The 26,827-nt window shown below is 64.3% G+C and carries 27 protein-coding genes; 12 read left to right on the top strand and 15 right to left on the bottom strand.

Annotated elements, in window-relative coordinates:
• Positions 1-15 precede the first annotated feature (15 nt).
• Positions 16-1,854, bottom strand: coding sequence for a M3 family oligoendopeptidase (locus LB520_RS05800; RefSeq protein WP_224636772.1), 1,839 nt, complete (start codon positions 1,852-1,854; stop codon positions 16-18).
• Between the two features lie 148 nt (positions 1,855-2,002).
• Between LB520_RS05800 and LB520_RS05795 the strand changes: the two genes are divergently transcribed.
• Positions 2,003-3,550, top strand: coding sequence for a sigma-54-dependent transcriptional regulator (locus tag LB520_RS05795; protein ID WP_224636771.1), 1,548 nt, complete (start codon positions 2,003-2,005; stop codon positions 3,548-3,550).
• A 379-nt stretch (positions 3,551-3,929) separates the two neighbouring features.
• Complete coding sequence (locus LB520_RS05790) at positions 3,930-5,795, top strand: DUF882 domain-containing protein (RefSeq protein WP_224636770.1); 1,866 nt, start codon at positions 3,930-3,932, stop codon at positions 5,793-5,795.
• A gap of 71 nt (positions 5,796-5,866) precedes the next feature.
• Here LB520_RS05790 and LB520_RS05785 read toward each other — a convergent pair whose 3' ends face one another.
• Positions 5,867-6,505: a 2-dehydro-3-deoxy-phosphogluconate aldolase gene (locus tag LB520_RS05785; RefSeq protein ID WP_224636769.1), complete on the bottom strand. Its 639-nt coding sequence runs from the start codon at positions 6,503-6,505 to the stop codon at positions 5,867-5,869.
• Positions 6,506-6,750: 245 nt separating this feature from the next.
• Between LB520_RS05785 and LB520_RS05780 the strand changes: the two genes are divergently transcribed.
• The 3 genes from LB520_RS05780 to LB520_RS05770 all read left to right on the top strand — a co-directional run bounded on the left by LB520_RS05780 (position 6,751) and on the right by LB520_RS05770 (position 9,534).
• Positions 6,751-7,680 (top strand): rhodanese-related sulfurtransferase, encoded by a 930-nt coding sequence (locus tag LB520_RS05780; protein ID WP_224636876.1) that lies wholly within the window; start codon positions 6,751-6,753, stop codon positions 7,678-7,680.
• 122 nt (positions 7,681-7,802) lie between these two features.
• Positions 7,803-8,534, top strand: a complete 732-nt coding sequence (locus LB520_RS05775) for a tellurite resistance TerB family protein (RefSeq protein ID WP_224636768.1) — start codon at positions 7,803-7,805, stop codon at positions 8,532-8,534.
• 238 nt (positions 8,535-8,772) lie between these two features.
• Positions 8,773-9,534 (top strand): SDR family oxidoreductase, encoded by a 762-nt coding sequence (locus LB520_RS05770; protein WP_140688699.1) that lies wholly within the window; start codon positions 8,773-8,775, stop codon positions 9,532-9,534.
• Between the two features lie 12 nt (positions 9,535-9,546).
• On the opposite strand, the gene LB520_RS05765 is transcribed toward LB520_RS05770, so the two are convergent.
• Positions 9,547-10,731 (bottom strand): pyridoxal phosphate-dependent aminotransferase, encoded by a 1,185-nt coding sequence (locus LB520_RS05765; protein WP_224603410.1) that lies wholly within the window; start codon positions 10,729-10,731, stop codon positions 9,547-9,549.
• An 82-nt stretch (positions 10,732-10,813) separates the two neighbouring features.
• Between LB520_RS05765 and LB520_RS05760 the strand changes: the two genes are divergently transcribed.
• The 4 genes from LB520_RS05760 to denD are packed head-to-tail and all read left to right on the top strand — an operon-like array spanning position 10,814 to position 13,737.
• On the top strand, positions 10,814-11,500 hold the full coding sequence (locus tag LB520_RS05760; protein WP_224636767.1) for a GNAT family N-acetyltransferase: 687 nt from the start codon (positions 10,814-10,816) through the stop codon (positions 11,498-11,500).
• A 13-nt stretch (positions 11,501-11,513) separates the two neighbouring features.
• A complete protein-coding gene (locus LB520_RS05755) occupies positions 11,514-12,509 on the top strand; it encodes a cation diffusion facilitator family transporter (RefSeq protein WP_224636765.1) in 996 nt (331 codons plus the stop codon).
• Between the two features lie 50 nt (positions 12,510-12,559).
• Complete coding sequence (locus LB520_RS05750) at positions 12,560-12,766, top strand: hypothetical protein (protein WP_095766345.1); 207 nt, start codon at positions 12,560-12,562, stop codon at positions 12,764-12,766.
• A 2-nt stretch (positions 12,767-12,768) separates the two neighbouring features.
• A complete protein-coding gene (denD, locus tag LB520_RS05745) occupies positions 12,769-13,737 on the top strand; it encodes a D-erythronate dehydrogenase (RefSeq protein WP_224636764.1) in 969 nt (322 codons plus the stop codon).
• A 23-nt stretch (positions 13,738-13,760) separates the two neighbouring features.
• On the opposite strand, the gene LB520_RS05740 is transcribed toward denD, so the two are convergent.
• The 5 genes from LB520_RS05740 to LB520_RS05720 form a co-directional block, all read right to left on the bottom strand.
• On the bottom strand, positions 13,761-14,114 hold the full coding sequence (locus LB520_RS05740) for a hypothetical protein (protein WP_224603415.1): 354 nt from the start codon (positions 14,112-14,114) through the stop codon (positions 13,761-13,763).
• A 143-nt stretch (positions 14,115-14,257) separates the two neighbouring features.
• Positions 14,258-15,325: a nickel/cobalt transporter gene (locus LB520_RS05735; protein WP_263483622.1), complete on the bottom strand. Its 1,068-nt coding sequence runs from the start codon at positions 15,323-15,325 to the stop codon at positions 14,258-14,260.
• Between the two features lie 154 nt (positions 15,326-15,479).
• Positions 15,480-16,148, bottom strand: coding sequence for a DUF1007 family protein (locus LB520_RS05730; RefSeq protein ID WP_140688713.1), 669 nt, complete (start codon positions 16,146-16,148; stop codon positions 15,480-15,482).
• Between the two features lie 78 nt (positions 16,149-16,226).
• On the bottom strand, positions 16,227-17,126 hold the full coding sequence (locus LB520_RS05725; RefSeq protein ID WP_224636762.1) for a LysR family transcriptional regulator: 900 nt from the start codon (positions 17,124-17,126) through the stop codon (positions 16,227-16,229).
• A 2-nt stretch (positions 17,127-17,128) separates the two neighbouring features.
• Positions 17,129-18,325, bottom strand: a complete 1,197-nt coding sequence (locus LB520_RS05720) for an amidase (RefSeq protein WP_224636761.1) — start codon at positions 18,323-18,325, stop codon at positions 17,129-17,131.
• 539 nt (positions 18,326-18,864) lie between these two features.
• On the opposite strand from LB520_RS05720, the gene odc2 reads away from it, so the two are divergent.
• Together odc2 and LB520_RS05710 are read left to right on the top strand one after the other, a co-directional pair.
• Positions 18,865-19,998: an ornithine/lysine decarboxylase gene (odc2, locus tag LB520_RS05715; protein WP_224636760.1), complete on the top strand. Its 1,134-nt coding sequence runs from the start codon at positions 18,865-18,867 to the stop codon at positions 19,996-19,998.
• Between the two features lie 277 nt (positions 19,999-20,275).
• Entirely contained in the window at positions 20,276-20,866 is a 591-nt protein-coding gene (locus tag LB520_RS05710) for a GNAT family N-acetyltransferase (protein WP_140842274.1), read from the top strand.
• A 120-nt stretch (positions 20,867-20,986) separates the two neighbouring features.
• Here LB520_RS05710 and LB520_RS05705 read toward each other — a convergent pair whose 3' ends face one another.
• The 7 genes from LB520_RS05705 to flhA all read right to left on the bottom strand — a co-directional run bounded on the left by LB520_RS05705 (position 20,987) and on the right by flhA (position 26,317).
• On the bottom strand, positions 20,987-21,271 hold the full coding sequence (locus LB520_RS05705; protein WP_224636759.1) for an SCP2 sterol-binding domain-containing protein: 285 nt from the start codon (positions 21,269-21,271) through the stop codon (positions 20,987-20,989).
• Between the two features lie 191 nt (positions 21,272-21,462).
• Positions 21,463-21,990 carry a hypothetical protein gene (locus LB520_RS05700; RefSeq protein ID WP_224543362.1) on the bottom strand — a complete coding sequence of 176 codons (528 nt, stop codon included), beginning with the start codon at positions 21,988-21,990 and terminating at the stop codon, positions 21,463-21,465.
• Positions 21,991-22,020: 30 nt separating this feature from the next.
• Positions 22,021-22,440 carry a hypothetical protein gene (locus tag LB520_RS05695; RefSeq protein ID WP_140542843.1) on the bottom strand — a complete coding sequence of 140 codons (420 nt, stop codon included), beginning with the start codon at positions 22,438-22,440 and terminating at the stop codon, positions 22,021-22,023.
• An 8-nt stretch (positions 22,441-22,448) separates the two neighbouring features.
• A complete protein-coding gene (locus LB520_RS05690) occupies positions 22,449-23,018 on the bottom strand; it encodes a rod-binding protein (RefSeq protein ID WP_224524267.1) in 570 nt (189 codons plus the stop codon).
• A gap of 70 nt (positions 23,019-23,088) precedes the next feature.
• Complete coding sequence (locus LB520_RS05685) at positions 23,089-23,475, bottom strand: hypothetical protein (RefSeq protein ID WP_224524279.1); 387 nt, start codon at positions 23,473-23,475, stop codon at positions 23,089-23,091.
• 5 nt (positions 23,476-23,480) lie between these two features.
• Positions 23,481-24,233 carry a flagellar biosynthetic protein FliR gene (gene fliR / locus LB520_RS05680; RefSeq protein WP_224636758.1) on the bottom strand — a complete coding sequence of 251 codons (753 nt, stop codon included), beginning with the start codon at positions 24,231-24,233 and terminating at the stop codon, positions 23,481-23,483.
• Positions 24,230-26,317 (bottom strand): flagellar biosynthesis protein FlhA, encoded by a 2,088-nt coding sequence (flhA, locus tag LB520_RS05675; RefSeq protein WP_224524281.1) that lies wholly within the window; start codon positions 26,315-26,317, stop codon positions 24,230-24,232. The genes fliR and flhA overlap by 4 nt, the downstream gene beginning before the upstream one ends.
• Positions 26,318-26,440: 123 nt before the next feature.
• On the opposite strand from flhA, the gene LB520_RS05670 reads away from it, so the two are divergent.
• Positions 26,441-26,740: a putative quinol monooxygenase gene (locus LB520_RS05670; RefSeq protein WP_224636757.1), complete on the top strand. Its 300-nt coding sequence runs from the start codon at positions 26,441-26,443 to the stop codon at positions 26,738-26,740.
• Positions 26,741-26,827 lie beyond the last annotated feature (87 nt).

Below are 26,827 nucleotides of genomic sequence, written 5' to 3'. Positions count from 1 at the left end.
GTCCTTCGTTGCTGTTCACCTCTCGAGCGCTTCCAACTCGTCGATCAGGGAACCAATCACGCCAAGGCCGATCTGCCAGAAAGCGGGATCGGTGGCGTCGAGGCCGAAGGGCGCCAGAAGCTCCGAATGATGCTTCGTGCCGCCGGCGCGCAGCATCTCGAAATACTTCTCCTGAAATCCGCGCTCGGCATTCTGGTAGACGGCGTAGAGCGAATTCACCAAGCAATCGCCGAAGGCATAGGCATAGACGTAGAAAGGCGAGTGGATGAAGTGCGGGATGTAGGTCCAGAAGACCTCGTAGCCCTCGCGCAGCTTGATCGCGGGCCCCAGGCTCTCGGCCTGCACCTCCAGCCAGAATTCGCCGAGCCTGTCTGAGGTCAGCTCGCCGTTCTTGCGCTCGGCATGCACCTTGCGCTCGAACTCGTAGAAGGCGATCTGGCGCACGACGGTGTTGATCATGTCCTCGACCTTTTGGGCGAGCATGGCCTTGCGCTCGCGGCGGTCAGCGGTCTGCTCGAGCAGCGAACGGAAGGTCAGCATCTCGCCGAAGACGGAGGCGGTCTCGGCCAGCGTCAGCGGCGTCGAGGCCATCAGCGCGCCCTGGCCGGCGGCCAGCACCTGGTGCACGCCATGGCCGAGCTCATGCGCCAGCGTCATCACATCGCGCGGCTTGCCCATGTAGTTCAGCAGCACATAAGGATGCGCCGACGGCACCGTCGGATGGGCGAAGGCGCCGGGCGACTTGCCCGGCCGCACCGGCGCGTCGATCCATCTGCGATCGAAAAAGCCGCGGGCGATCTCGGCCATGTCGGGCGAGAAGCGCTGATAGGCGGAAAGCACCGTGTCCCTGGCGTCGTCCCAGCGGATCACCGCCTGCGGCGTCTCCGGCAGCGGCGCGTTGCGGTCCCAATGGTTCATCACCTCCATGCCGAGCCAGCGCGCCTTCATCGCGTAATAGCGATGCGACAGCCGCGGATAGGCCTCGCGCACGGCCGCGGCCAGCGCGTCGACGACGTCGCGCTCGACGCGGTTGGCGAGGTGGCGCGAGTCGGCGATGTCCTGGAATCCGCGCCAGCGATCGGAGATTTCCTTATCCTTGGCTAAGGTGTTGGTGATGAGAGTGAAGGTGCGCAGGTTCTTGCGGAAGGTCGCCGCGAGCGCCTCGGAAGCACGGCGCCGCACCTCGCCATTGGCATCCTGCAGTCGGTTCAGCGCCGGCTCAAGCGTCAGCTCCTCGCCGTCGACGTCGAAGCGCAGGTCGGTCATCGTCTCGTCGAACAGGCGGTTCCAGGCGCCCCGCCCAGTGACCGACTTTTCGTGGAACAACTGCTCGATGCGATCCTCGAGCTGGTAGGGCTTGTCCTTCCTGAGGTCGAGCACCCAGGGCCGGTAGTGGCCGAAGTCCTTGTCGGCGGCCAAGGCGTTCTCGATCGCCGCATCGTCGATCAGGTTCAGCTCGAGCGCGAAGAACAAGAGATGGGCGCTGGCGTCCGTCATTTTTTCCTGGACGTCGCCATAGAGCTTGGCGCGCTGCGGATCGGCGGTGTTGCCGGCATAGACGAGCCCGGCATAGGAGACGATGCGGCCGATCAGTTCCTCGAGCGCCTCATAGGTTTTCAGCGCCTCGCCAAGCCGGCCGGCGCCGCCGCGCCCGGCTTCGGTGGCCAAAGTGCCCTTCCAGCGGGCTTCGAAGGCAATGGCGTCGCTGGCCGCCTTGGCGATGTCGCGCTTCAACTCGGGCGCTTCCATGCCCGAATAGAGATCGGCGAGATTCCACTCCGGCAGGTCGCCAAGCTCCGCCGCGCCCTGGCCGGACGCTGGGGCCGCAAGCCGCCGGCCAAACATCATGCGCATCGACAATACCTTCTTTGAACCAAGGCCAGAATCAAAGGGAAAGGAGAAGCCGGTCAAATCCTAAGGAATTCGTTCACCGGGTTTTTTGAAACCTTATTTAGAACCCTGTGCCAAGATGATCCATGGGATTTTCTCGGGCGGAACAGTCATGACAGGTTCCATACTCATAGTCGATGACGATCCGGTGCAGCGCAGGCTGGTCGAGGCCGCATTGACCAAGTTCGGCCACACCGCGATCGTCACGGATAACGGCGCCGCCGGCCTCGACGTGCTCGACGGGCCGAATGCGCGCGAGGTCTCGGTCGTCATTCTCGATCTCGTCATGCCCGGTCTCGACGGCATCGGCGTGCTGAAGGCGATGCGCGAGCGCGCCATCAACATCCCCGTCATCGTGCAGACCGCCCAGGGCGGCATCGAAACCGTCGTCTCGGCGATGCGGCACGGCGCCTTCGACTTCGTCGTCAAGCCGGCCTCGCCCGACAGGCTGCAGACCGCGATCTCCAACGCCCTCAAGGTGGAAGCCGTCGAGGACGAGATGAAGCGTGCGTCGCGGCGGCGCGGCGGCGGCCACCTCACCTTCAAGGACATGATCACGCGCAGCCCGGCAATGGACCGCGTGATACGCCTCGGGCAGAAGGCGGCGGCCTCCAACATCCCGATCCTGATCGAGGGCGAATCCGGCGTCGGCAAGGAGCTGGTGGCGCGCGCCATCCAGGGCAGCGGCGATCGTCGCTCGAAGCCCTTCGTCACCGTCAATTGCGGCGCTATCCCCGACAATCTGGTCGAATCGATCCTGTTCGGCCACGAGAAGGGTTCCTTCACCGGCGCCACCGATAAGCACATCGGCAAATTCGTCGAGGCGAATTCCGGTACGCTGTTCCTCGACGAGATCGGCGACCTGCCGCTCGACGTCCAGGTCAAGCTTTTGCGCGCCGTGCAGGAAGGCGAGGTCGATCCGGTCGGCGGCCGCTCGACCGTCAAGGTCGATATAAGGCTGATCTCGGCCACGCACCGCAACCTTCTGCAGCAGGTCAAGGACGGCAGGTTCCGCGAGGATCTGTTCTACCGGCTGAACGTCTACCCGATCTTCGTGCCGCCGCTGCGCGACCGCCGCGACGACATTCCCTACCTGGTCCGGCATTTCATGGAGAAGGTCGCTCCGACCGATCCGCGCCGCCGCCTTGCCGGCATATCGGCCACGGCGCTTGCGATGCTCCAGGCCTATGACTGGCCGGGCAACATCCGCCAGCTGGAGAATGCGGTCTTCCGGGCGTCGGTGCTTGCCGAGGGCGACGTGCTGACCGAGGAGGAATTCCCGCAGATCCGGGCGCAGGTGGAAGGAACCGTGAATCTCGGAGCGGAACCGGCATCCGCCATCACCGATACGGTTGCGGACACGACTCGCCAAGGGGATGAGACTGTCGCAGATGCAATGGGAGCCGGCTTGTCCGACGGCGAAGCGTCAGCCAGGCCGCAGCCGCGTTTCGGAACGCTCCGTGCGCTCGATGAGCGCGGCAATGTGCGGGCGCTGGCCGACGTCGAGCTCGAGATGATCAAGCTTGCGATCGACCATTACAACGGCCAGATGAGCGAAGTCGCCCGGCGATTGGGCATCGGCCGCTCGACACTCTACCGCAAGTTGAAGGAATATGGCATTGATCCCGAAGCTGGTCGCGTCGACCGGCTTGCCTCATGAGAGGCAAGCCTCGAACCAGCTTGCCTGCCTAAAATCCGAATCAAATTGTCGCTTTTGACCTGAAAACGCTTGGTTTTCAGCGGTTGGCGTTGCCGAGGATCACGCATTAACGCTAACGGTAACAGATCGTGTTCTGGGCGAGGCCAGATTCTTGATATAAACCAGCGGTTTACCACGAAATGCTGTGCATCATTTTTGACGGGATATCGCCACGGTGTTACCGCATTTCGGCTTCAATAAACGATGATTAACCATTAGGATCGATATTCGGATGTGAAAACGACGCATCCGTTTGGTCAAATCCGGGGACAAACGGCAGCCTGCAAGGCCATTTGATTTGAACAAAGTCGAACGACACAACAACGGGCGGCATTTTCACATGAGCGTCTGGCCGAGGTGGCTGGCGTTCGTGATTTTGGCCGTCGGTTTTCTGTCCGCGGCGACGTCGGGCGCCCGGGCCGAGGTTCGTACGCTCAAGCTCTATCACCTGCACACCCACGAGAAGGCCGAGATCGTCTACAAGCGCAATGGTCGCTACGATCCCGAAGGCCTGCGCAAGATCAACATCATCCTGCGCGACTGGCGCCGCAACGAGCCGACCAAGATGGACCCACGGCTGCTCGACCTCGTCTGGGAAGCCTATCGCGAAAGCGGCGCGACCGACTATATCCAGGTCGTCTGCGGCTATCGCTCGCCGTCGACCAACGCGCTGTTGCGCTCGCGCAGCCGCGGCGTCGCCGAGAAGAGCCAGCACATGCTGGGCAAGGCGATGGATTTCTACATCCCCGGCGTGCCGTTGAAGAAACTGCGCAACATCGGCCTCAAGATGCAGGGCGGCGGCGTCGGCTATTACCCGACTTCCGGGTCGCCCTTCGTGCATATGGATGTCGGCAACGTGCGCCATTGGCCGGGCATCAGCCGCCAGGAACTGGTCAGCCTGTTCCCCAACGGCAAGACGCTGCATGTGCCGAGCGACGGACGCCCGCTGCCCGGCTATGAGCAAGCAGTCGCAGCGTATCAGGCCCGCAAGGGGGCCGGCACCCCGAACATCGAACTGGCCAACGCCGGCGGCTCGACCAAGCGCTCCGGCGGCCTGCTCGCGGCCCTGTTCGGCGGCGGTGCCGACGAGGCCGACGACGCCGCCGACGAAAGTGCCCCGACGCCCCAGCGGAAGGCCGTGAAGCAGGTTCAGGTCGCGAGCGCCGCCACGGCACGCGACAGCAATCTTCCGGGCATCGCGATTGTTTCGCCGAAGGATGCCAAGCGCGCCAGCATCCCGCAGATCGCGGATGACAGCGCCGACGAGCAGCAGCAGCCGCAGCAGGATACGCCGGAGACGATCATCGCCGCCCTGCCGCCCAAGGAAATCCCGCTGCCCGACTTCGCGCCGCGTCCGAAGGTCGATGTCGGCCAGCAGACGCCGCAGAACGTGCCGTTCGCCATGGCGGATGCCTCGGCGACGACGGAGCAGGCGGTTTCGACTGCGCAGGCGCCGGTGCCGGACAAGGTTCCGTTCGCCACGGCCAGCGCCGCCGAGACCGCGAGCACCGATCCGGCCCAGCTGGCGGTCAACAACATCCCGCTGCCGACCTGGCGTCCCGACCGCTCAGCGACGCCGGCCGATCTGGCGCCGAAGGACAAGAGCGTGCTTCTGGCGCTGGCCGAAACGGCTTCGCAGGACAAGAGCGCGACCGACGCGTTCTCCGTGCTGCCGACCGCACGGCCGCAGCCCGGCAAGCAGGACGAGGTCAAAGCCGTTCTCGAACAGGCCAATGCCACCGTCGAGGCCGATGGCGTCGGCGGCGCCGAATATCAGCTTGCGTCGCTGACCGAGCCGGAGCCGCGCTCCGCATTCAACGATCCGTCGGGCGTCGATGCGGCCTCGCCGCGCCAGGCCATTGCCGCGCTCCCGGCCGGGAGCGATCCGGCGCAGGCGATTGGCGCCGGCGTGAAGACGACGGCCAAGGAAGCCAGGGCGTCAGCCCACGATCTGAAGCCCGGGCCCAAGGCCATGGTGGTGGCGACGCCGCCGCAAGCCGCGCGCTGGGCGTTGGGCAGCGGCGTCAACATTGCCACGGTATCCGACCCGACGACAGCGCCGCGCTATGCCTATAACATCGTGCATACGCCGCCGAGCGAAGTGTATACGGCCGGCTTCCAGGCGGATGGCGGGGTGCCGGACGCAAGCCGGTTCACGGGCAACGCGGTGAAGTTCCTCTCAATCGCGCGCTTCCAAACGAAATAGGCGAGCCAGCGTGGCCGCTGAAAAGCCGCGTTGGCCCGCCAGCGCGGCTTTTGCTTTATGGGGCGGACCGATTACTTCTTGAGCTTGCTCGCCTCACGCGCCAGCGCCTCGATCTCGTCCCACTTGCCGGCCTTGATGAGATCGTCGGGCGCGACCCAGGAACCGCCGACGCAGATGACGTTGGGCAGGCTCAGATAGTCGGCGGCATTCTTGGCCGTGATGCCGCCGGTCGGGCAGAATTTCACGTCGGCGAGCGGCGAGGCGAAAGCCTTCAGCGAAGCGATGCCGCCGGACTGCTCGGCCGGGAAGAATTTCAGGAAGCGCAGGCCGGCTTCGCGCGCGGCCATGATCTCGCCGGGCGTGATGGCGCCGGGCAGCAGCGGCACGGAGCTGTCCTTGGCCGCGTCGAGAAGCTGGCTGGTGATGCCCGGACTGACGATGAACTTCGAGCCGGCGGCGGCTGCCTCGTCGAACTGCTTGGCATCGAGAATGGTGCCGGCGCCGACGACCGCGTCCTCGACCTCGGCGGCGACGCGGCGGATCGCTTCCAGCGCATCGGCGGTGCGCAAGGTGATCTCGATGGCCCGCAAACCGCCGCGCGAAAGCGCGCGGGCGAGCGGCACGGCATCTGCCACGTTGGCGATCTTGAGCACCGGGATGACCGGCTGACCATTGAGGAGCGACAGGAGCTTTTCGGTCTTGCTGGTCATGTGCTGGTCTCCATCTCGATCGTTTTAAACCGATTAGCAGAAGGGATATGCCAAGTCCACGAAACCCGGCGTGTCGTGATGCCGCGTGGCCAGCTGAATATCGGTCGCCTTGAAACGGCTTTCAGCACGGTCTAGAGCGGATTGCCGTTTCATCGAAACGGCAAACCGCTCTATCTTTTTGTTTCACGCAATTCCGGACGGAAAACCGCGTCGCACTTTTCCTGGAATTGCTCTATGGCATGACCATGACAACAGCCATGGATATTCAGCCAGTCCGCGTCGCCGCGCTCTACAAATTCGCGCGGCTCGACGGATACGAGGCCCTTCGCGCGCCGCTTGCCGCCTTCTGCTGCGGCCGCGGCATCAAGGGCACGCTGCTTCTGGCGCGTGAAGGCATCAACGGCACCGTCGCCGGCAGCGAGGAAGCGATTGCCGCGCTTGTGGACCATCTGCAGGCCATCGAAGGCCTTGCCGGTCTCGAAGTCAAATACAGCGCCGCCGCCGAAATGCCGTTCCACCGCATGAAGGTGCGGCTGAAGCGCGAGATCGTCACCATGGGCGTCGAGGATATCGATCCGGCGGCGAGCGCCGGAACCTATGTCGCGCCGGCCGACTGGAACGCGCTGATCTCGGACACCGACACGCTCGTCATCGATACCCGCAACGCCTACGAGGTCTCGCTCGGCACTTTCCAGGGTGCGGTCGATCCCAAGACCACCAGCTTCCGCGAGTTCCCCGCCTGGGTCGAGCAGCATCGTGGAGAGCTCGAAGGTCGCAAGGTGGCGATGTTCTGCACCGGCGGCATTCGCTGCGAGAAGGCGACGGCCTATGTGAAGTCGCTCGGCCTCAAAAACGTTTTCCATCTCAAGGGCGGCATCCTGAAATATCTGGAGGACGTGCCGGCCGAAGAGAGCCTCTGGCAAGGCGAATGTTTCGTGTTCGACGAGCGGGTCTCCGTCTCGCATGGTCTGGTCGAGGGGGAGGCGGAGCTCTGCCGGGCTTGCCGGCATCCGCTGACGGTCGAGGACCGGCTGTCGCCGAAATACGCAATCGGCGTCTCATGCCCGCGTTGCTTTGAAGCGCGGTCCGACGAGGATCGCGAGCGCTATGCCGAACGCCACCGCCAGGTCGAGCTGGCGCAAGCGCGCGGCGGCAAGCGCCATATCGGCAATTAGAGCGGCCAGTTCTGCGAGCGAAAGCTGGCCCCGTCATTGTAATGTCGATGCACGGGGCCTACCTCTTGCCGGTCCGAAACCCTGCCCGGGCGCGTTCGGCCGGGCCCATTCTGGAGGCATTGATGCTCGATCCCAAGAAGCTGCTCGACGACCTTCTCGGCTCGCAAATCCCCGGGACCGGCTCGACTGTCCGCGACAAGGCGGGGCAGGCGGTGCAGATGGCAAAGGACAATCCGCTCGCCGCCGGCGCGCTGGCAGCCGTGCTGCTCGGCACCGGCACTGGCCGGCAGGTGACGGGCGCGGCCGTCAAGCTCGGCGGCCTGGCTGCGATCGGAGGCCTCGCCTACAAGGCTTATCAGAACTACAAGGCCGGCAAGGAGCCGGCGCAGGCGCCGGCCGCCGGCGAGCCAGAGCTGCTGCCGCCGCCGGCCGACACGGCCTTCCACCCCTCGCAGGCGCCGCAGGGCGAGGCCGAGTTCACGCTGACGCTGGTCAGGGCAATGATCTCGGCGGCGAAGGCAGACGGCCATGTCGACGATGACGAGCGTAAGAAGATCGCCGACAAGCTCAAGCTCGCGGGCATCGGCGCCGAAGCGGAAAAATTCCTGCTTGCCGAGCTCGAAAGCCCGCTCGATCTCGACACGCTGGTCGCCGGCGCCAAGACCGATGCGCAGAAGCTCGAGCTTTATACCGCCTCGCGGCTCACCATCGATCCCGACACGCGCACCGAGCGCGGTTATCTCGACCTGCTCGCCGGCCGCCTCGGCTTGCCGGACGCCCTGGTCGATCATGTCGAGGCGACGGTTTCGGCGGCCAAGGTGCCGGCAGGAACGGCGCCCAATTCGCCGTGGTGATTCGGCGTGGTAAACGTCCTTCGGGGAGGCCTTGCCGGTCGTTAATCTTCCGTTAACCCAGCAAGCGCATCATTCTAAGCAGTCGGACCGGCTTTTCTTCCTCCCAAGCACGGTTCAGATCGGGGCGGTCGCCAATGGCCGCCCTTTTTGTTGGCCTTTCTTTATTGCCAACAGCGGCTTGCCATGACCCCAGGCATTTGCGATGCCACGTCTTTCCATCCATGACCGGAGGACGGCGATGACAGCCATAGCAGAGAAGACCGCCATCGTTACCGGCGCCGGTACCGGCATCGGCAAGAGCGTCGCGACGGCGCTGCTCAAGGCAGGCTGGAACACGGTGTTCTGCGGCCGCCGCAAGACGCTGCTGGAAGAGGCGATCGCCGATGCGGGCAAGACGCAAGCCAAGGCATTGGCCGTCGCCTGCGATATCAGCAAGGCCGAGGAAGTGGACGACATGTTCGAGACCGTGCTCGAAGGCTTCGGCCGCGTCGACCTGCTCTTCAACAATGCCGGCATGGGCTACAAGTCGACGCTGATCGACGAGATTCCGGTCGAGGTGTGGAACGATGTCGTGGGCGTCAATCTCACCGGATCGTTCCTGTGCGCTCGCGCAGCCTTCGGTGCGATGCGGCGGCAGAAGCCGATGGGCGGCCGCATCATCAACAACGGCTCTGTGTCGGCCTATGCACCGCGCCCAGGCTCAGCGCCCTATACGGCGACCAAGCACGCGATCACCGGGCTCACCAAGACGCTGGCGCTCGACGGTCGGCCCTTTGATATCGCCTGCGGCCAGATCGACATCGGCAATGCGCTGACCGAGATGGCGCAGCCGATGACGGTGGGCGTGCCGCAGGCCAACGGCTCGATCGCCGCCGAAGCGGTGATGGATGTGCAGCGCGTCGCCGACGCGGTGCTGCATATGGCCAGCCTGCCGCTCGATGCCAATGTGTTGTTCATGACGGTGATGGCGACGAAGATGCCATTCGTCGGGCGCGGATGAGCGCCTGATCGATCACTTGTTCAGGAACGCCTCGATCCGCTCCAGCGCGCGCAGGATGTTCTCCTCCGAATTGGCGTAGGAAAGCCGGATATAGCCTTCGCCGAGAACGCCGAAATCGGGGCCGCCGATCAAAGCGACGCCGGCATCCTCGAGCAGCGCCGAGGCAAGCTTCTTCGCCTTCCATCCGGTCTTCGAGACATTGGGGAAGGCATAGAAGGCACCTTTAGGCGTGATGCAGGAAATGCCGGGGAGCGCGTTCAGCCCTTCGACCACGATCTTCCTGCGGTTGTCGAAGGCGCGCATCATCTTTTCGACGTCGTCCTGCGGGCCGTCGATCGCGGCGATGCCGGCATACTGGCTCGGCGCGTTGACGCAGGACCAGCAGTTCACCGCCAGCTTGCGAACCTTGTCGTAGAGATGCGCGCCCTTGTCGCCGTTCGGCCAGATCGACCAGCCCATGCGCCAGCCGGTCATCGCCCAGGTCTTCGACCAGCCGTTGAGCACGATCAGCCGGTCGCGGATCTCGGGGAAATTGAGTAGCGAGCAGTGGGTCTCGCCGTCATAGGTCATGACGTCGTAGATCTCGTCGGACATGATGGCGACCTCAGGGTGCTTCTCCAGGCCCTTGACCAGCTTCTCGATCTCGGCCCGCGGGGTAACGCCGCCGGTCGGATTGGCGGGCGAGTTGAGGATCAGCAGCCTGGTCCTGGGCGTGATCAGCGCCAGCGTCTCGTCGGCCGAGAAGGCAAAGCCGTTCTCCTCACGGATCGGCACCGGCACCGGGGTGGCGCCGGTGAACTCGATCATCGAGCGGTAGATCGGAAAGCCGGGATCGGGGTAGAGGATCTCGGTGCCGGCCTCGCCGAACATCAGGATCGCGGCGAACATGGTCGGCTTGCCGCCGGGCAGGATCATCACGTTCTCGGGCGACACCTCGACGCCGGTGGTGGTCAGCGTGCGGCGCACGACGGCCTCGCGGGTGGCCAAGAGGCCGTTTGCCGGCGTGTAGCCATGGTGGCCGTCGCGCAGCGCCTTGATCGCCGCCTCGACGATGTGCTGGGGCGTCTTGAAGTCGGGCTGGCCGATGCCGAGGTTGACGATGTCGCGACCCTGATGGGCAAGCGCGGTGGCCCTCGCCAGCACCGCGAAGGCATTTTCCTCGCCGAGACGGTCGAAGGCCGCGATCGTGTGGAGCATTTTTCCCGTTCCTGTGGTTCTTTCTGTGAGCGAGCGTTTTTGTGACCGTCCGCAGGCAAAAGTCAAACGGATTGGAATGGCCGTGTCGGAAGATCTGAAGAATTGGCAGCCGCGCCCGCGGCCGAAGCGCAAAGCGATAGAGGGACGCACCGTCAGGCTCGAGCCGCTGAGCGCGGCAAAGCATGGCGATGGCCTCTACGAGGCCTCCTCGGTTTCGGATGCCGGCGGACGTTTCGCCTGGCTGCCGGACTATCCGCCGGAGACCCGCGCGGCCTTCCAGCCTTGGCTGGACAAGGCCGAAGCGAGCGAGGACCCGCTGTTCTTCACCGTCATCGACAAGGCGAGCGGCAAGATCGCGGGGCGTCAGACGCTGATGCGTATCGACGCCGCCAACGGCGTCGGCGAAATCGGCAACATCTATTGGGGTCCGCTGATCTCGCGCAAACCGGCCGCGACCGAGGCGCAGTTCCTGTTCGCGAAATATCTCTTCGACGATCTCGGCTACCGCCGTTACGAGTGGAAGTGCAACAACCGCAACGAGCCCTCGAAGCGCGCCGCCGAGCGCTTCGGCTTCAGGTTCGAAGGCATCTTCCGGCAACACCTTGTGGTCAAGGGTGAAAACCGCGATACGGCGTGGTATTCGATCATCGACAAGGAATGGCCGGCCTTGCGCAACGCCTATGAGGGCTGGCTCGATCCGGCGAATTTCGACCGCGAAGGCGCTCAGAAGCGGCGGCTCGAGGATTTCCGCGCTGATTTCGGCGCGTGACAGGAGTTCAGCGATGGCGCATGACCATGGCTCGCACGTTCATGGCTCGGCTGGTCACAGCCATGCCGCCGGCCATGTGCATGGCTCGACCGACAAGAAACGGGTGCTGATCGCGACCTGCCTGACCGCGGGCTTCATGGTCGCCGAGGCGCTAGGCGGCTGGCTGACCGGGTCGCTGGCGCTGGTCGCCGATGCCGGGCACATGTTGGCCGACGCCATCGCGCTCGGTCTTGCCTGGTATGCCTTCCACCTGACAGGCCGTCCGGCCACCGGCCGCCTCACCTATGGCTTCGCCCGCGTGAAGACGCTGGTCGCCTACACCAACGGCATCGCCATCTTCGTCATCGCGCTCTGGATCGTCTACGAGGCCTGGGGGCGGCTGATGAACCCGGCACCGGTGCTCGGCGGGCCGATGCTGGTGGTGGCGGTGGCAGGCCTTCTGGTCAACATCGCCTCCTTCTTCGTGCTGCATGGCGGCGATCGGGAAAGCCTCAACATGCGCGGCGCCATCCTGCATGTGCTGGGCGACCTGCTTGGCTCGGCCGCGGCAATCGCGGCAGCCCTCATCATCCTGGCAACCGGCTGGACGCCCATCGATCCGATCCTGTCGGTGCTGGTGTCGCTGCTCATTCTCTCGACGGCATGGTCGCTGATGCGCCAGGCGGCCCACGTCCTGCTCGAAGGCGTGCCGGCCAGCCTCGATCGCGACCTGATCGCCAAGGACATCGAAGGCGCTGTCAAGGGCGTGCGCGAGGTGCACCATATGCATGTCTGGTCTCTCGACGGGACCTCCAACATGGCGACGCTGCATGCTTGCCTGAATGACGGCGTCGATGCGCATGTGGCGGTGAGCGCCATCAAGAAACGGCTTGCGGCCGAGCATGGCATCGAGCATGCCACTGTCGAACCCGAATTCGGCCAATGCGCGGACAGCCATGACGAGCACGACCACCATCATGATCACGACCATGCGCATGATGCGCCGCGCGATCGCCGGCACTATCACTGATCGCGGCGTGATGATGAACCCGAACAGCCTCGAACTGAAGAAGCCAGCTGATGGATCGTGACACCCGCAACGCGGCGACGGCCGCGGCCGTGATACTGCTCGTGTTCGGCCTCGCCGCCTATTTCCTGCCGGCCATCATGCTGGCCGCCGGCAAGGTGTCGACGGTGCTCGCGGCCGTCATCGCCGCGATCTTCATGGTCGGTCTGTTCGTCGTCCTGTGGCTGCGCGGACGCAGCCAGCGCAAGAAAGGTCTCTGAAGATGAGAATTCTGATCACGGGCGCGGCCGGCATGGTCGGCCGCAAGCTTATCGCGCGGCTCGCCAAGGACGGCGCCTTGCGCGGGCGCAAGATCACGGCGCTCGACCTGCATGACATCGTGGCGCCGCAGGCGCCGGCGCTCGCGGGCGCCGATGTTTCGATCCACACCGGCGATCTTTCCGCGCCCGGCGCCATGGCCGCTCTCGTGGCTCCGCGCCCGGATGTGATCTTCCATCTGGCGGGCATCGTCTCGGGCGAGGCAGAGGCTAATTTCGACCTCGGCTATCGCGTCAATCTCGACGGCACGCGCACCCTGTTTGACGCCGTGCGGCTGGCGGCGTTCGCGCCGCGCCTCGTCTTCACCTCGTCGATCGCCGTGTTCGGCGCGCCGTTTCCGGACGTCATCCCGGACGAATTCCATCCGACGCCGCTCACCTCCTACGGCACGCAGAAGCAGATGAGCGAAGCGCTGCTCGCCGACTATACGCGGCGCGGCTTCTTCGACGGCATCGGCATCCGGCTGCCGACGATCTGCGTTCGCCCCGGCAAGCCGAACAAGGCGGCGTCGAGCTTCTTCTCAGGCATCATCCGCGAGCCGCTCGCCGGCCAGGAGGCGATCCTGCCGGTGCCGCGATCGGTGCTGCACACCCATGCCAGCCCGCGTTCGGCGGTGAATTTCCTCATCCATGCAGCCGAGATCGACGGCGACAAGGTTGGTCCGCGCCGCAACCTCACAATGCCGGGCGTCGCCGTCACGGTCGGCGAGCAGATCGAGGCGCTGGAACGCATCGCCGGCGCCGAGGTCGCGAAGCGGATCCGCGAGCAGCCCGATGAGACCGTCTGGGCGATCGTCAAAGGCTGGCCGACACGCTTCGAGGCCAGGCGGGCGAGGGAACTCGGTTTCGCCGCCGAAAGCAGTTTCGACGAAATCATCCGCGCGCATATCGAGGATGAGCTCGGCGGCAATTGAGCGATGCGTTTTCGCAGCGAATGCTATTGTTTCGGATGAGAACCCGACTCGCCGCCCCATCGGGCAAAGAATTTTGTTTTTATGCCAATGTAAGCCAAAGCGATAAGTAACCCTGCTCCGACAACTACGCTCTTAGTCAGAACTGTCGCGATAAGGGATGAAGCAAAGCCGCTTCCCGCGATGAATCCGAAACGAAATGAATTTGGCTGGCTTCTTCCGACCCATCCCAATGCGACCGATATGGTCAGCCAAGCCAGAAAAATGAAGGTGGGCATGCCCCAGTAGGACAGCCAAAACGGGCGAAATACAACGCCCACGACACTGGCAAGGGCGCTGATTGAAAGACGGAACAGTAGCGTCCTGATGTCTTGATTCATTTTGGGATTCCCACCGTGTCGGCAGGTATCCATCAAAGAGGACAATCGTTAAAATAGCTCTTCAGGCCAAGGGGTCGGATGGCAACCGAGAAATCTTATGCTGACTTCGGGTGCTCAGTATCGCCACGTAATGATGGACTGCTTTATCCACCCGTCGCTACGCTCGCCGACAACAGCAGCAATCCGACCAGGAAGATGAAGGCGGCGCCGCCGATCTCAACAATCGAATGGATGCGGTTGCCGAGGCGTCCGTCGCCGGCGAAATAGACCGCCCAGTTCTTCGCCAGCACTGCGATCGTCGCCAACGCCGAGACGGTGATCGCGGTGCCGATCGACATCGCCAGCACCGACAGCAGTCCGCCGACCCACAGGCCGTTGAGCAGCGCGAAGCTCAGCACGATCAGCGCGCCGGAGCAGGGGCGGATGCCGACGGCGGCCACCGCCGACCAGGCCGTGCGCCAGTCGAAGCGGTCGCCCGAAAGCATCGCCGGGTCCGGCGCATGCGAATGACCGCAGGCGTCGCAGACTTCGCCTGGGCCGTGGTCGTGGTGGTCGTGATCAATGTGATCGTGACCGTGCGAATGATCATGATCGTCATGCACGTGCAGTGCATGCGCATGAGCGTGCGAGTGGCCCGCATGCCCGCCATGCGAATGACCGGCATGAGCGGCCGACAGGCTGTAGGCAGGCGTCCTGCCGAACAGGCGCAGGATCGACGGACCGAGCTTGCGCCACAACAGCCAGGCGCCGAACAGCGTCACCAGCACGTAGCTCGAGATTTCGAGGAACCAGGCCGCGTCGGTCATCGAGATCGCGGTGCCGCGCAGCACGAAATAGGCAAGCATCATGACGACCACCGCCGTCAGCCCCTGCAGCATCGCCGAGACGAAGGAGAGCATGATGCCGCGTCTCAACGCCACTTCGTTGGCGACCATATAGGAGGAGATCACCGCCTTGCCGTGGCCGGGGCCGGCGGCGTGGAAGATGCCATAGGCGAAGGACAAGCCGATCAGCAGCCAAAGCTTGCTGCCGTCCTGGCGCATCGCCTTCATGGCGGCCGCCAGCGAATGGTAGAACTCCTGCTGACGCAGATTGATCCACATCAGGATATGGGCGAACGGACCGGTGGTGGTGGGAGCCATGCCGTCATTGGTGCCGATGCCGAGCGAGCTTTGCGCATGCGCCGCGACAGGCAGATGGGTCACAATCAAGGCAGCGGCCAAGAGCCCGAGGGCCAAGCGGATATTCGTGGGATGCCCCACGAATATCCGCTTGGATTCCCTTGTTTGTCGCAGGTTCCGATCGCAAAACCGTGAGACACTTTTGCGGAACCTGCTTGCGCGCAGCGACGGTTTCATCACCAAATCATCCTTCCGGCGGGCAGTTCAACTCGAGCTTGGTGGCGAAAATCTTGCTCATGTTGGTGCCTGTCGGATCGTTGAAGAACGCCTCCGTCAGGGTCTTCTGGTTTTCCTTGATCGCCTCGTCAGGATCGGGCCGGATGACCTTTTTGGTGCAGGTCGATGGCAGGCCTTCGACGGCAAGGTTGGCGTCGTCGGTGAAGTCAATCGCCGTATAGAAGGTCGGATCGTAGACGCCGATGTCGACTTTGCCGGCGAGCTTGATCGGGGTTTTCGGCTGCGACTCGAACAGGATGATCAGCTGGTCGTTGTCGAAGTTCGCCATCAGATGCGGCGGCGGCACCATCGGCACGTCCTTGCCGTCCTGGGTGACGAGCTGGAAGTAATTGAACTCGGCAAGCGAGGAATGGACGGTGTCGGCCACTTCCTTGAGCTCTTTGTCGTCAAGTTTCAGATCGGAGTTCTTGTCGAACTCCATCATCACCGTACTCGAAAACAGGTCGTCGAAGCGCCAAAGGTGGCGCAGCGCCGTCACACTTTGGTGATCCTGGCTGAGGATCACGTCGAGGCGAGCCTCGGCGAAAACATGCGGGTGCACCTCGGCCTGCTCGACCGAGGCGAACGTGGCCACTATGGCCGAAGCCAGCATGGTTGCTTGCCGTTTCAGATGCATTCCGGGCCGCGATTCCATCGACTTCGGGAGTGAGGCCCGAGAGTTAACATAAAGGGGGCGAAATTGGGACGCGGGTTATCACGCTGCGTCGCGCGTCTTGAACCACTGCACCAGGAAATCGACAAGGACCCTTACCTTGGCCGGCAGATAGCGGCGGTGCGGGTAGACGGCGAAGATGCCGGTGCCCGTCGGGAGACGATCGTCGAGCGCGGTGACCAGCTTGCCGGACGCAACGTCGGGGGCGGCGATGAAATCCGGCAGCATGGCGAAGCCCAGGCCGGAGAGCGCGGCGGCTCTCGCCACGATCGGGCTGTTGACCTCGATCGGGCCCGAAACGGCGACGCTGATGGAGTCCTCGCCCTCGCCCTTGAAGCGCCAGTTGGACAGCGAGCGGCCGTTGGTGTCGACGATGCAGGGCATGTTGGCGAGATCTTGGGGTCGTGTCGGCTTGCCATGCCTGGCGATCAGCTCCGGCGACGCGCAAAGCCTGACCGAGAACGGCGCCAGCCGTCTGGCGATCAGCGAGGAGTTCTCCAGCCGCGAGATGCGCACGGCAAGGTCGAAACCTTCCTCGACGAGGTCGACGAAGCGGTCGTCGAGATGGATGTCGAGCACGATGTCGGGATGCTGCCTGGCGAAGTCGACCAGTGACTGGCCGATCGGGGCATCGGCGAAGGTGCGGGCGGCCGACAGCTTGATCCTGCCGCGAACGTCGCCGGAAGACTGGCGCACAGCCTCGGCGAGGCTGTCGACCTCGCGCACGATCTCGGAGGCGCGCTGATAATAGGTGTGGCCGGCTTCGGTCAGCGAGAACTGGCGCGTGGTGCGGTTGAGCAGCAGCGCGCCGAGCTCGTCCTCCAGCTCGCGCACATATTTCGACAACAGCGCCTTGGAGCGGCCGATCTTGCGCGCCGCGGCCGAAAAGCCTTCCGCCTCGACCACGTCGATGAAGGCGCGCATGCGCGTCAATGTATCCATGGTCAGACCTTTCGTGCCGCGTCGAGAATCCTGCGGCCGAGCCGTATCAGGGCAACGTCGCTGCCGGAAGGGCCGAGCAGCGAAAGGCCGAAGGGCGCGCCGTCGACGGAGCCGATCGGCAAGGTGATCTGCGGAAAGCCCGAGAGACCGGAAAGACACAAGAGATGCAGCGCCCTTTCGCGATAGGCCTGGAACTGTTCGGGTGCGCCTGAAGCGAGCGGCGCCGCGCCGGGAACGGTGGGCAGGACCAGAAAGCCGTTGTTGCCGAGCAGCGCCCCGAATTCGGCCCGGAACGCCAGGCGGCGCGCGGCTTCGGTGGCGGCAGTCTTGGCGTCGATGGCGCGGCCGAAGCCGAAACGCTCCTCGACGCCCGGGCTGAGCCGGCCGCCGGCCGAAATCCAGGGACCATGCTCGCGCCAGGCCTCGAAGGCCTGCAGGCGGCGGAAGCACCAGTAAAGCTCGTCGGGAAACGAGGCGAAGGCGTATTCGGTCTCCGCGGGCTGGCCGACGACGGCCGCCGCCGACGCCTTCATACGCGCATATTCGGCGGCTTCGGCTGGACCGGTGACGAAGGCGTCAAGCCAGCGGATCGACAGCGGCCGGTTGAGCGGGTGCCGGTGCGGATCGCGGCCAAGCAGCAGCTTGCCGACCGTCTCATAGGTTTCGATGTCGTCGGCGAACCAGCCGAAAGTGTCGAAGCTCGATGCCAGCTTCATCGCGCCGTCGAGCGGGATGCGGCCATGGCTGGTGCGCAGCCCGATCAGGCCGCAGAAGCTCGCCGGCGCGCGGATCGAGCCGCCGGTGTCGGAGCCGGTGGCGATGTTCGCCAGCCCGCCGGCAACCGCGGCCGCCGAGCCGGAGGAGGAGCCGCCGGTGACGCGCTCGGGCGCGGCGGGATTGACCGGATACGGGAAATGCGCGTTCTGGCCGAACAGCGAGAAGGCCAGCTCGTCGGTCTGGGTCTTGCCGACGAATCGCGCGCCGGCGTCGAGGATCGTCTGCACCGCTTGCGCCGTGCGCGAGGCAGCGTGCGCCTCCTCGAATTTTTGCGGGTTGCCGCAGCCTGTGCGGTAGCCGGCGACGTCATAGATGTCCTTGACGGCCAGGCGAAGGCCTGCGAGCGGGCCCAATTCCGCATTCGCCACGGGCATTTGGCGCAGATCTAGGAAGGCGTTGAGCGGTCCTTGAGTTCCTGGCATCGTTCGATATCCGAATACAGTGCGGCAAGCATTGTTCGATGCCAGAAATTTTACAACCTGCACTTACGATTTTTATTGATTGTGAAACCCTTCGCTCCTATATCGCGTTTGCCCAAAGTCGCACGTGCCTGTGGGTGTCCGCCGATCCTCGAATGGTGAGGGCAATCGGTAAGGTAACTGGAGCCAGCCCCTCCAGTCGGTCAGTGGCCAACCACAAGACCGAGGACACCTTGAAGCAACGACGGTGCGGGCCTTTCTGGTTCTCTTCCGGTTGTCCAAAGACCGGGGTTACTAAAGAGGCACACCTTCATTGCCGGCAGTGCGGACGGGTCTCCCATCCAAGCCAAGGCAGACAAAGCGAACCGAGGCCGGGCAAGGCCAAGGTTCATCGCCGCGAGACGGCATTTCATGGTTCCGGGGTCTCCACCGGCTGGTCCCATGGATTTGACGTCCCGCCTTTGTCCACCGCGTGTTCGCGAGGCCGACAGCCCGCGTCCCGCAGCCTTATTGCACGCCGAAAGGCGTTATGGAGAGACCCGATGGCCACCCAGCGCATCCTTGATTTCCTCGCCACCCGACGTCCGAACGGCCCTTGCCTCGTCGTCGACCTCGATGTCGTGCGCGACAATTTCCGCGCCTTCGAGAAGGCGTTGCCCGATTCCAAGATCTACTATGCGGTGAAAGCAAACCCGGCGCCGGAAATCCTGCGCCTGCTTGCTGCGATGGGCTCGTCCTTCGACACCGCATCGGTTGCCGAGGTCGAGATGGCGATGGATGCCGGCGCGCCGGCGGACCGCATTTCCTTCGGCAACACCATCAAGAAGGAGCGTGACATCGCACGCGCCTACCAACTCGGCATTCGCCTCTACGCGGTGGACTGCGTCGAAGAGGTCGAGAAGATCGCCCGCGTCGCCCCCGGCTCGCGCGTGTTCTGCCGCGTGCTGACCGACGGCGAAGGCGCGGAATGGCCGCTGTCGCGCAAGTTCGGCTGCGTGCCGGCGATGGCCGTCGACGTGCTGCGTCATGCCAAGGGCCTCGGCCTCGATGCCTATGGCGTGTCGTTCCATGTCGGCTCGCAGCAGACCGACCTGTCGGCCTGGGATCGCGCGCTGGGCGACGCCAGGAAGGTGTTCGCGACGCTCGCCGAGGAAGGCATCGTCTTGAAGATGGTCAACATGGGCGGCGGCTTCCCGACCCGTTACCTGAAGGACGTGCCGGCGGCCCAGGCCTACGGCCAGGCGATCTTCTCGGCCCTGCGCAAGCATTTCGGCAACGCGCTACCCGAGACGATCATCGAGCCGGGACGCGGCATGGTCGGCAATGCCGGCGTCATCAAGTCGGAAGTCGTGCTGATCTCGAAGAAGGCCGACAACGACAATGTGCGCTGGGTGTTCCTCGACATCGGCAAGTTCGGCGGTCTCGCCGAGACCATGGACGAGGCGATCCGCTATCCGCTGGTCACCCGCCATGACGGCTCGGAGACCGCGCCCTGCGTGCTCGCCGGCCCGACCTGCGATTCGGCCGACGTGATGTATGAGAAGACGCCTTATCCGCTGCCCTTGTCGCTGACCATCGGCGACGAGGTGCTGATCGAAGGCACCGGGGCCTATACGACCACCTACTCGGCGGTCGCCTTCAACGGCTTCGAACCTCTCCGATCCTACGTGATCTGAGCAGTTCGCAAGAAACCGCTCAGATCAAACCGGCGCGGGCGCATGTCGCCCGCCCGGGCTCGCTTGTGGGACAGATCTCCGCTCGTGAAGGATCGCGGACATGGAATACCTGACCAAATCGGCCTTCGCGGCCACTGAAATTGCCCCCTCGTCCGGACCGTTGGCTGAGCTTTTCTCCGCGGGGGAGAACGGCTCGACGGCAGCGCTTCTCGGCGCATTTTCTTACGGCGAACCGGTTTCCACTTCGCCTGAAAATGGGTTTGCGCCCTCCCTGGCCCTGCGGGCACAGGCTGGCTCGCGCGGCGCGCCGGACGAGGGGGCCGCCCAGGCGCCGGCCTTCGTCATTCTTGGCGAAGGCGCGGGCGACGTCGCGGCGCGCGAAGCGCTGCTCGACCGCGCCATGGGGCCGAAGCGCAAGAAGAAGTCATCCGAGAAGCTGCGGCGCGGCCGCCGGCCCTCGGAAGGCCTGGCCTTTGTCGCCCGCGATGCGTCGGGCGCGGTCGTCGGCACGGTGCGGCTGTGGGATGTGAGGTTGGGGGAGGGCGGTCCGGCTGCGCTGCTGCTCGGCCCGCTCGCGGTCGAGCCGGGATTGAAGAGCGGCGGCATCGGCTCGGCGCTGATGCGGCATGCAGTCGCCGAAGCGGCGCGGCTCGGCCATGGCGCGATCCTGCTCGTCGGCGATGCGCCCTATTACGGGCGGTTCGGCTTCTCAGCCGACCGCACGGGGGCGCTTGCCATGCCTGGCCCCTATGAGCGGCACCGGCTTCTGGCGCTGGAACTGCAGGAAGGCGCGTTGGACGGCGCCAAAGGCACGATCAAGGCCGCCGGCCGCAAGATCAAAGGACAGGCGCTGGGTTTCGTCGCCTGAAGCCTTTGTTTTCACGCAATTCCGGACGGAAAACCGCTACGCACTTTTCCTGGAATTGCTTTAGGTTCGACAAGAACAGGAACGCCGCCCATCGGGCGGCGTTGCTGTTTTTGCGAAGGATCAGCCGAGCAACTGGCTGAGCGCCATGGCGACGGTCATGTCGCCCTCGACCTTCAGCTTGCCGGACATGAAGGCCATGGTCGGATTGAGGTCGCCGGCAATCAGCGAATCCAGATCGTCAAGCGACAGCTTGACGGTGCAATCGGCCGGCGCATCGGTGGTCGAGACGGTCGCGCCGTCGATGACGATGACGCCGTCGCTGCCGGTGTCGAACTTGACCGAATGCTCGAAGCCGGCGCTTGCCACGCGCGACCTGATCTTGTCGGCAATCTCCTGAACGCCCATGGCGGTTCTCCTCGTTGGTTGCGTTGACGCGCACCGGCGCTTGGCCGCTGGGCGAGGTAGACGCGCCGCGCTCCAGCGCGACCACAGGCGCATATAGCTTCGAGTTGACGTTTACGTCAACGCGGTCACCATGCGTCATATCGCTTAGGGAAACTGGGCCATGTCTATCGCCGGCGCACGCGGCTAGGCAGTCAATGCTCCGGCGCCTGGAAAGGCTTGGTCATCGCCGCCGCGGTGTCGCCGGCATTCTTGCGGCGCCGAAGCGCGTTGTCGCGGATATCGTCCTTGGACAGGAAGTTGACCTGGTCGATCAGCACGTCGTGCACCAGCTCGACGCCGACGCGGGTGTTGATGGTGTCGCGGATCGACTTGCGGAAAGCGTCGAGATCGATCGATTCCTTCTTGGTGAAATCGATCTGCGGGTTGGAATAGAGATAGGAATAGACCTGGTCGGTCATCAGCGCCTGCGCCGGGATCGACAGCTTCTTTATCTGGTCCGGCTCCACCGTGTAGACGAGCTTGGTGAGGAAATAGCCCTCGATCGTCCCGTCGCGCAGCAACGGCACCGAGATCATGTCGGTCTTGACATAGTCGAGGCCGCCCAGCATCGGCTTCGGCGGCTCGGCCGCGCCGCGCTGGCCCGCCGCCTGGAAGGAATAGAAGACCGCGCCGAGCGTCACGGCGCAGATCCACAGCGCGGCGGCGATGAATTTTATCACCGGGTCTGTCCTTGCGCCTCGATCATCTCATCAGGCTCGCGCCATTCCGAACTCACCGGCCGAATAGGTGCCGTCGGTATCGGCGCGCTGGATGGCGTTCCTCAAAAGCGTGGCGACTTCGTTGACCGCGTTGAGATGGGCAAGGATCGCCGCCTCGTTCCTGGCCAGCTTCTGGCGCAGCCGCAGCAGGCCTTCGCGATGCTGCTCGAGGAATTCGATCTCGTTGGCGCCCTTCATGGCGCGGTTCAGCTCGTAGAGATACCGGCTCTTGCGCGCGTTCGAGGCCTTGAGATCATAGGCCGTTCCGCTGCGGATGCCGGCGGTTTCCTCGTCCACGACTTCCTCGATGCGACCGATGATGGCGGCGAGGTTGCCGGGTCGCGCGGCGGCGGGCGCCTCCATTGCGCTGGTGCGTGCGGGAAGGTTGGAAAGCTCCGTTTGGTCGGCCATGTAGGTCCCTAGATCTTGATATCTGTTTTTATGATCGTCTCGTCGCCGGTCATCGACCGTGCTGCTTTGCGCTCAAGCTCCTCGATCATCGAGGTCGAAAGCCGGGTCTGCCGGTCGATCTCGGTTTTCTGCGCTCCACCGGCAATGGGGCCGACCGGCACCTTGTGCTTGCCGTCGAGATAATGGTCGGCAAGCATGGATCTGGCGATGCCGATGCCGCCATGCGCGGCCATGACATCGGCCACCTTTTCGGCGAGCTGCGACTTCCACATGTCGCCGGCCAGGCCCTTGCCGTAAACACCCTCGGTGTCCTTGGGCATCATGTTCTGGATGAAGGTGGTCAGCACCATCGCCTCGAAGCGCTGGAACTTCTTCGCCGGATTGGCGGCTTCCGCCTTGTCGGCCGTTGCGCGCGAGAGAATGGAGCCGGCATCGACCGTCGCGGATGGATCGACAGAGAAAGGCGCCGAGGTGCCATTCGCCCTTCTCGCGAGCGCCGCGCGCGCGGCCTCGACATCGGCCGGCTCCGCTGCGCGGGCAACGTCCATGACGATGTCGCTGGGTGGGGAAATGGCCAAGAAAGTCCGCCCTTTGTCGGTTTTGTTAGTTGCACAATGACTGAAGAAGCTTGTGGCAGGCTTGCGATGATCAGCGGTCGGAGGTTCGCTTCTGCATGATCAGATCGAGCCGCTCGCGGTCGGAGCGTTCGCGCTCGTCGCGGCGGCGCTCGTCCTTGTAGGCGCGCTCGACCATGTTGGTGCGCGCCGTCGCAGTGGCGATCAGCGATACTTCCTGGCGGGCGTTCTCGAGGTTCCGTTCCTGACGGCCGAGCGCGTCAGTGATGCGGCGGTGGTAGATTTCCGGAAAGAGGGAACCCAGCGAGCTGTCGGTGTCGAAGCGCTCGATCAGCTCCTTGGCCTCCGTTTCGGCCTTGACGGCGGCGGCGAGGAAGCCGGCGTGGCGGGTCTCGTGCAGCGCCTTCAACTGCTCCTGCACCTTGACCAGTTTCTTCAGGCGGTCCTTTCGCACGGTCATGGAGCCTATCTCGCCAGGGTGAGGTCGACGAAGCCGTCGACGAACAGCGACAGCAAGGTGCCGACGGCGAAATAGAAGATGATCATTCCGCCGGCGATGACGAAGGGCAGCGAAATGAAATAGACCGGGATCTGCGGCGTCAGCTTGTTGACGAAGCCGATCGTCAGATTGACCAGGATGGCATAGGCGACGAAGGGACTGCCGAGGCGGATGACCAGAAAGAAGGCGTCGGACACCGTGTCGGTGACGTCGACCAGCGCCGCCTGCGGGTTGAAGAACACGTTGACCGGAGCGACCGTGTAGGAGGCGACGAGCGCCTTGACGATCTCGTGGTCGAAGTCGAAGACGAAGAGCAGAAGCAGCGCCGAGAACGAGATGATGGCGGCAAGGGCCGCCTGCGGTTCCGGCTCCTCGATCGCCGGTCCGCCCGAGCCGCTATAGCCGATCAGCATGGCGATGGCCGAGCCCATGAAGCGCAGCGCCTCCATGTAGAGCCTGGTCATGGCGCCGATCAGACCGCCGACCAAGAGCTCCGAGACGATCATCGGCGCCAGGACCTGCGGGCGCGGATCGACGAACGGGTAGATGCGGTCCCACAGGAAAGCGAGCAGGCCGCCGGTGGCGGCGAGCGAAACGAACAGCCGGATCTGCAGCGGCACGCGGGCGCTGGACAGGCCGGGCATCAGCATGAAGCAGGCGCCGATACGGCAGAAGGCGAGGAAGGCGGCGATGACGACGCCTTGCGAGAGCGCGTTCACGAGATTGTTCCGAGCACCTTGATCTCGACGCCCTTGGCGATCTCGACATGGCTGAGAACGGGAAGCGTCGTGAACAGCCGCTCGATGATCATGCGCACATAGGGACGGGCGTCGGGCGCGGTGACGAGCACAAAACGCTCGCCGGCCTCGAGATGCTTGCGGATCGCCTTGGTGGCGTCCTGGCCGAATTCCTCGAGCTGACGCGGATCGATGTCGAACTCGCGTACCTCGCCCTTGGCGTCGCGCTTGAGGCTCTGATGGAAGGCCAGGTCCCAGCGGTTGCCCAGGCGCAGCACCTTGAGCGTGCCGCCTTCGGAGAGGTCGCCGCAGATCTGCTGCGCCATGCGGATGCGCACGTGCTCGACGATCTGCTCGGTGCGGCGCACATGCGGCGCGATCTCGGCGATCGCCTCGATGATCAAATGCAGGTTGCGGATCGAGACGCGCTCGGCGAGCAGCAGCTTCAGCACGGCCTGCAGGCCTGGATAGGAGATGTGCGAGGTGCATATCTCGTCGGCGAGCTTGCGGTATTCCGGGTCGAGCCGCTCCAGGAGCGCCTTCATGTCCTTGTAGGACAGAAGCTGCGGCAGGTTGTTGCGGATGACCTCGGAGAGATGCGTGAGCAGCACCGACATGTTGTCGGCGAAGGTGAAGTTCTCGCGTCTCAGATCCTCGGCGAAGGTTTCGAGCACGGAATAGGCGCGCATGCCGAAGGCCGGCTCGCGGATTTCCTCGCCGGGGATTTCCGGCACGCCGCGCGTGCCGAGCAGCACCATGATCTCGCCGACGCGCATCTGGTATTCTGCGACCACAGTGCCGTGCACCTTGATCTGATAGCTCTTCGGCGGGATGGCGAAGTCGTCGGCGACGCGCACCTCCGGCACCACGAAGCCATATTGCTGGGCGAATTTCTTGCGCATCTTCGACATGCGGAACACCAGTTCCTGGTGCGCCACCATCAGCCTGGTCGAAAGCTGCTTGCCGATCAGAAGCTCGATCTCGGCGGTGACCAGCGAGGCCTTGACCGAGTTCTTCTCCTCCTCGACCTTGTTCGCCTTTTCCTGCGTCTTCAGGGCTTCGGCGGCGGCGCGCTCGCGGCTCTGGCGCAGCGGGATGATGTAGCCGAGGCCGGCCATGCCGCCGGCAAGCGCGAAGAAGGGGAACAGGGGCAGGCCGGGCATCAGGCCGAGGATGACCAGCAGCGAGGCCGCGACGTAGAGCGCGCGCGGATGCGCGCCGAGCTGGCCGAACACCGCCTGGTTGGTCGAGCCGCGCGTGCCGCCCTTGGAGACGAGCATGCCGGCGGCGAGCGAGACGATAAGCGCCGGGATCTGGGTGACGAGGCCGTCGCCGACCGACAGCTTGATGAAGACGTCGGCCGCCTGGCCAAGGCCCATGCCGTGGCGCAGATAGCCGATGGCGATGCCGCCGACGATATTGATGGCGGTGATGATCAGGCCGGCGATGGCGTCGCCGCGCACGAATTTCGAGGCGCCGTCCATCGAGCCGAAGAAGGAGCTCTCCTCCTCCAGCTCGCGGCGGCGCAGCTGCGCGGTCTTCTCATCGATCATGCCGGCGGAAAGGTCGGCGTCGATCGACATCTGCTTGCCGGGAATGGCGTCGAGCGTGAAGCGCGCGCCGACCTCGGCGATACGGGTCGCGCCCTTGGTGATGACGATGAAGTTCACCACGATCAGGATCATGAAGACGATGAGGCCGATGACGAAGTCGCTCGACATCACCAGCTTCGAGAAGCCCGAGATGACATAGCCGGCGGCATGCGTGCCCTCGTTGCCGTGCGACAGGATCATGCGCGTGGTAGCAATGTTGAGCGATAGCCTGAGCATGGTGGCGATGAGCAGCACGGTCGGGAAAGATGAGAAGTCGAGCGGCCGCTGGATCCACAGCGCCACCATCAGGATCAGCACCGAAAGCGCGATCGAGAAGGCGAGGCCGATATCGATCAGGAAGGCCGGAATCGGCAGGAACAGCACCGCCAAGATGAAGACGATGCCCAGCGCGAAGAAGATGTCGCGGCCGTTCTTGACCGCCAGGCCGGACGGTAGTGTTTCGCTGATCGCCATGTCGTCCTCAAAATCCAGGCCGTCCGCCACGCACAGGACAGGCCCTCGACCGTAACCCTCCAAGCTTGCGCGAAGGTGGGAGAGCGGCTACGGCGCCTGAGCCACCTATCGGAAGGAAATCGCATGCTCCTGATCATCGGCACGATCCGCTTGCCACGCGACAGGCTCGAACAGGCAAAGCCGGCGATGCAGCGAATGATCTCGGCGAGCCGCGCCGAGCCCGGCTGCCTCGGCTATTCCTACGCGCAGGATGTGCTGGATGCCGGGCTCATCCATGTCTCGGAGGCCTGGAGCGACCGCGCCGCGCTCGAAGCGCATTTCAAATCGGCGCATATCGCCGAATGGCGCGCGAGCTGGGCCGAGCTCGGCATCGGCGAGCGCAAGCTCACGCTTTTCGAGACGGACGGCGGCGCGCCGACCTGATCGTGTGAGGCATTTACGGCTGTGCCGCATCCGCGGTCGCGACGGCGACCAGCCAGCGCCGCACAGCGCGTTCCTCCTCGGCGGAGA

Source organism: Mesorhizobium sp. CA12, from assembly GCF_020165255.1.
Classification (GTDB): Bacteria; Pseudomonadota; Alphaproteobacteria; order Rhizobiales; family Rhizobiaceae; genus Mesorhizobium.
This window is presented reverse-complemented; position numbering and strand designations above follow the sequence as displayed.

Bases quoted from the DNA above. Each gene is read 5' to 3' on its own strand.
- LB520_RS05800 (WP_224636772.1), bottom strand. From the start codon at position 1,854: ATGCGCATGATGTTTGGCCGGCGGCTTGCGGCCCCAGCGTCCGGCCAG.
- LB520_RS05795 (WP_224636771.1), top strand. From the start codon at position 2,003: ATGACAGGTTCCATACTCATAGTCGATGACGATCCGGTGCAGCGCAGG.
- LB520_RS05790 (WP_224636770.1), top strand. From the start codon at position 3,930: ATGAGCGTCTGGCCGAGGTGGCTGGCGTTCGTGATTTTGGCCGTCGGT.
- LB520_RS05785 (WP_224636769.1), bottom strand. From the start codon at position 6,505: ATGACCAGCAAGACCGAAAAGCTCCTGTCGCTCCTCAATGGTCAGCCG.
- LB520_RS05780 (WP_224636876.1), top strand. From the start codon at position 6,751: ATGACAACAGCCATGGATATTCAGCCAGTCCGCGTCGCCGCGCTCTAC.
- LB520_RS05775 (WP_224636768.1), top strand. From the start codon at position 7,803: ATGCTCGATCCCAAGAAGCTGCTCGACGACCTTCTCGGCTCGCAAATC.
- LB520_RS05770 (WP_140688699.1), top strand. From the start codon at position 8,773: ATGACAGCCATAGCAGAGAAGACCGCCATCGTTACCGGCGCCGGTACC.
- LB520_RS05765 (WP_224603410.1), bottom strand. From the start codon at position 10,731: ATGCTCCACACGATCGCGGCCTTCGACCGTCTCGGCGAGGAAAATGCC.
- LB520_RS05755 (WP_224636765.1), top strand. From the start codon at position 11,514: ATGGCGCATGACCATGGCTCGCACGTTCATGGCTCGGCTGGTCACAGC.
- LB520_RS05750 (WP_095766345.1), top strand. From the start codon at position 12,560: ATGGATCGTGACACCCGCAACGCGGCGACGGCCGCGGCCGTGATACTG.
- denD (WP_224636764.1), top strand. From the start codon at position 12,769: ATGAGAATTCTGATCACGGGCGCGGCCGGCATGGTCGGCCGCAAGCTT.
- LB520_RS05740 (WP_224603415.1), bottom strand. From the start codon at position 14,114: ATGAATCAAGACATCAGGACGCTACTGTTCCGTCTTTCAATCAGCGCC.
- LB520_RS05730 (WP_140688713.1), bottom strand. From the start codon at position 16,148: ATGCATCTGAAACGGCAAGCAACCATGCTGGCTTCGGCCATAGTGGCC.
- LB520_RS05725 (WP_224636762.1), bottom strand. From the start codon at position 17,126: ATGGATACATTGACGCGCATGCGCGCCTTCATCGACGTGGTCGAGGCG.
- LB520_RS05720 (WP_224636761.1), bottom strand. From the start codon at position 18,325: ATGCCAGGAACTCAAGGACCGCTCAACGCCTTCCTAGATCTGCGCCAA.
- odc2 (WP_224636760.1), top strand. From the start codon at position 18,865: ATGGCCACCCAGCGCATCCTTGATTTCCTCGCCACCCGACGTCCGAAC.
- LB520_RS05705 (WP_224636759.1), bottom strand. From the start codon at position 21,271: ATGGGCGTTCAGGAGATTGCCGACAAGATCAGGTCGCGCGTGGCAAGC.
- LB520_RS05695 (WP_140542843.1), bottom strand. From the start codon at position 22,440: ATGGCCGACCAAACGGAGCTTTCCAACCTTCCCGCACGCACCAGCGCA.
- LB520_RS05685 (WP_224524279.1), bottom strand. From the start codon at position 23,475: ATGACCGTGCGAAAGGACCGCCTGAAGAAACTGGTCAAGGTGCAGGAG.
- flhA (WP_224524281.1), bottom strand. From the start codon at position 26,317: ATGGCGATCAGCGAAACACTACCGTCCGGCCTGGCGGTCAAGAACGGC.
- LB520_RS05670 (WP_224636757.1), top strand. From the start codon at position 26,441: ATGCTCCTGATCATCGGCACGATCCGCTTGCCACGCGACAGGCTCGAA.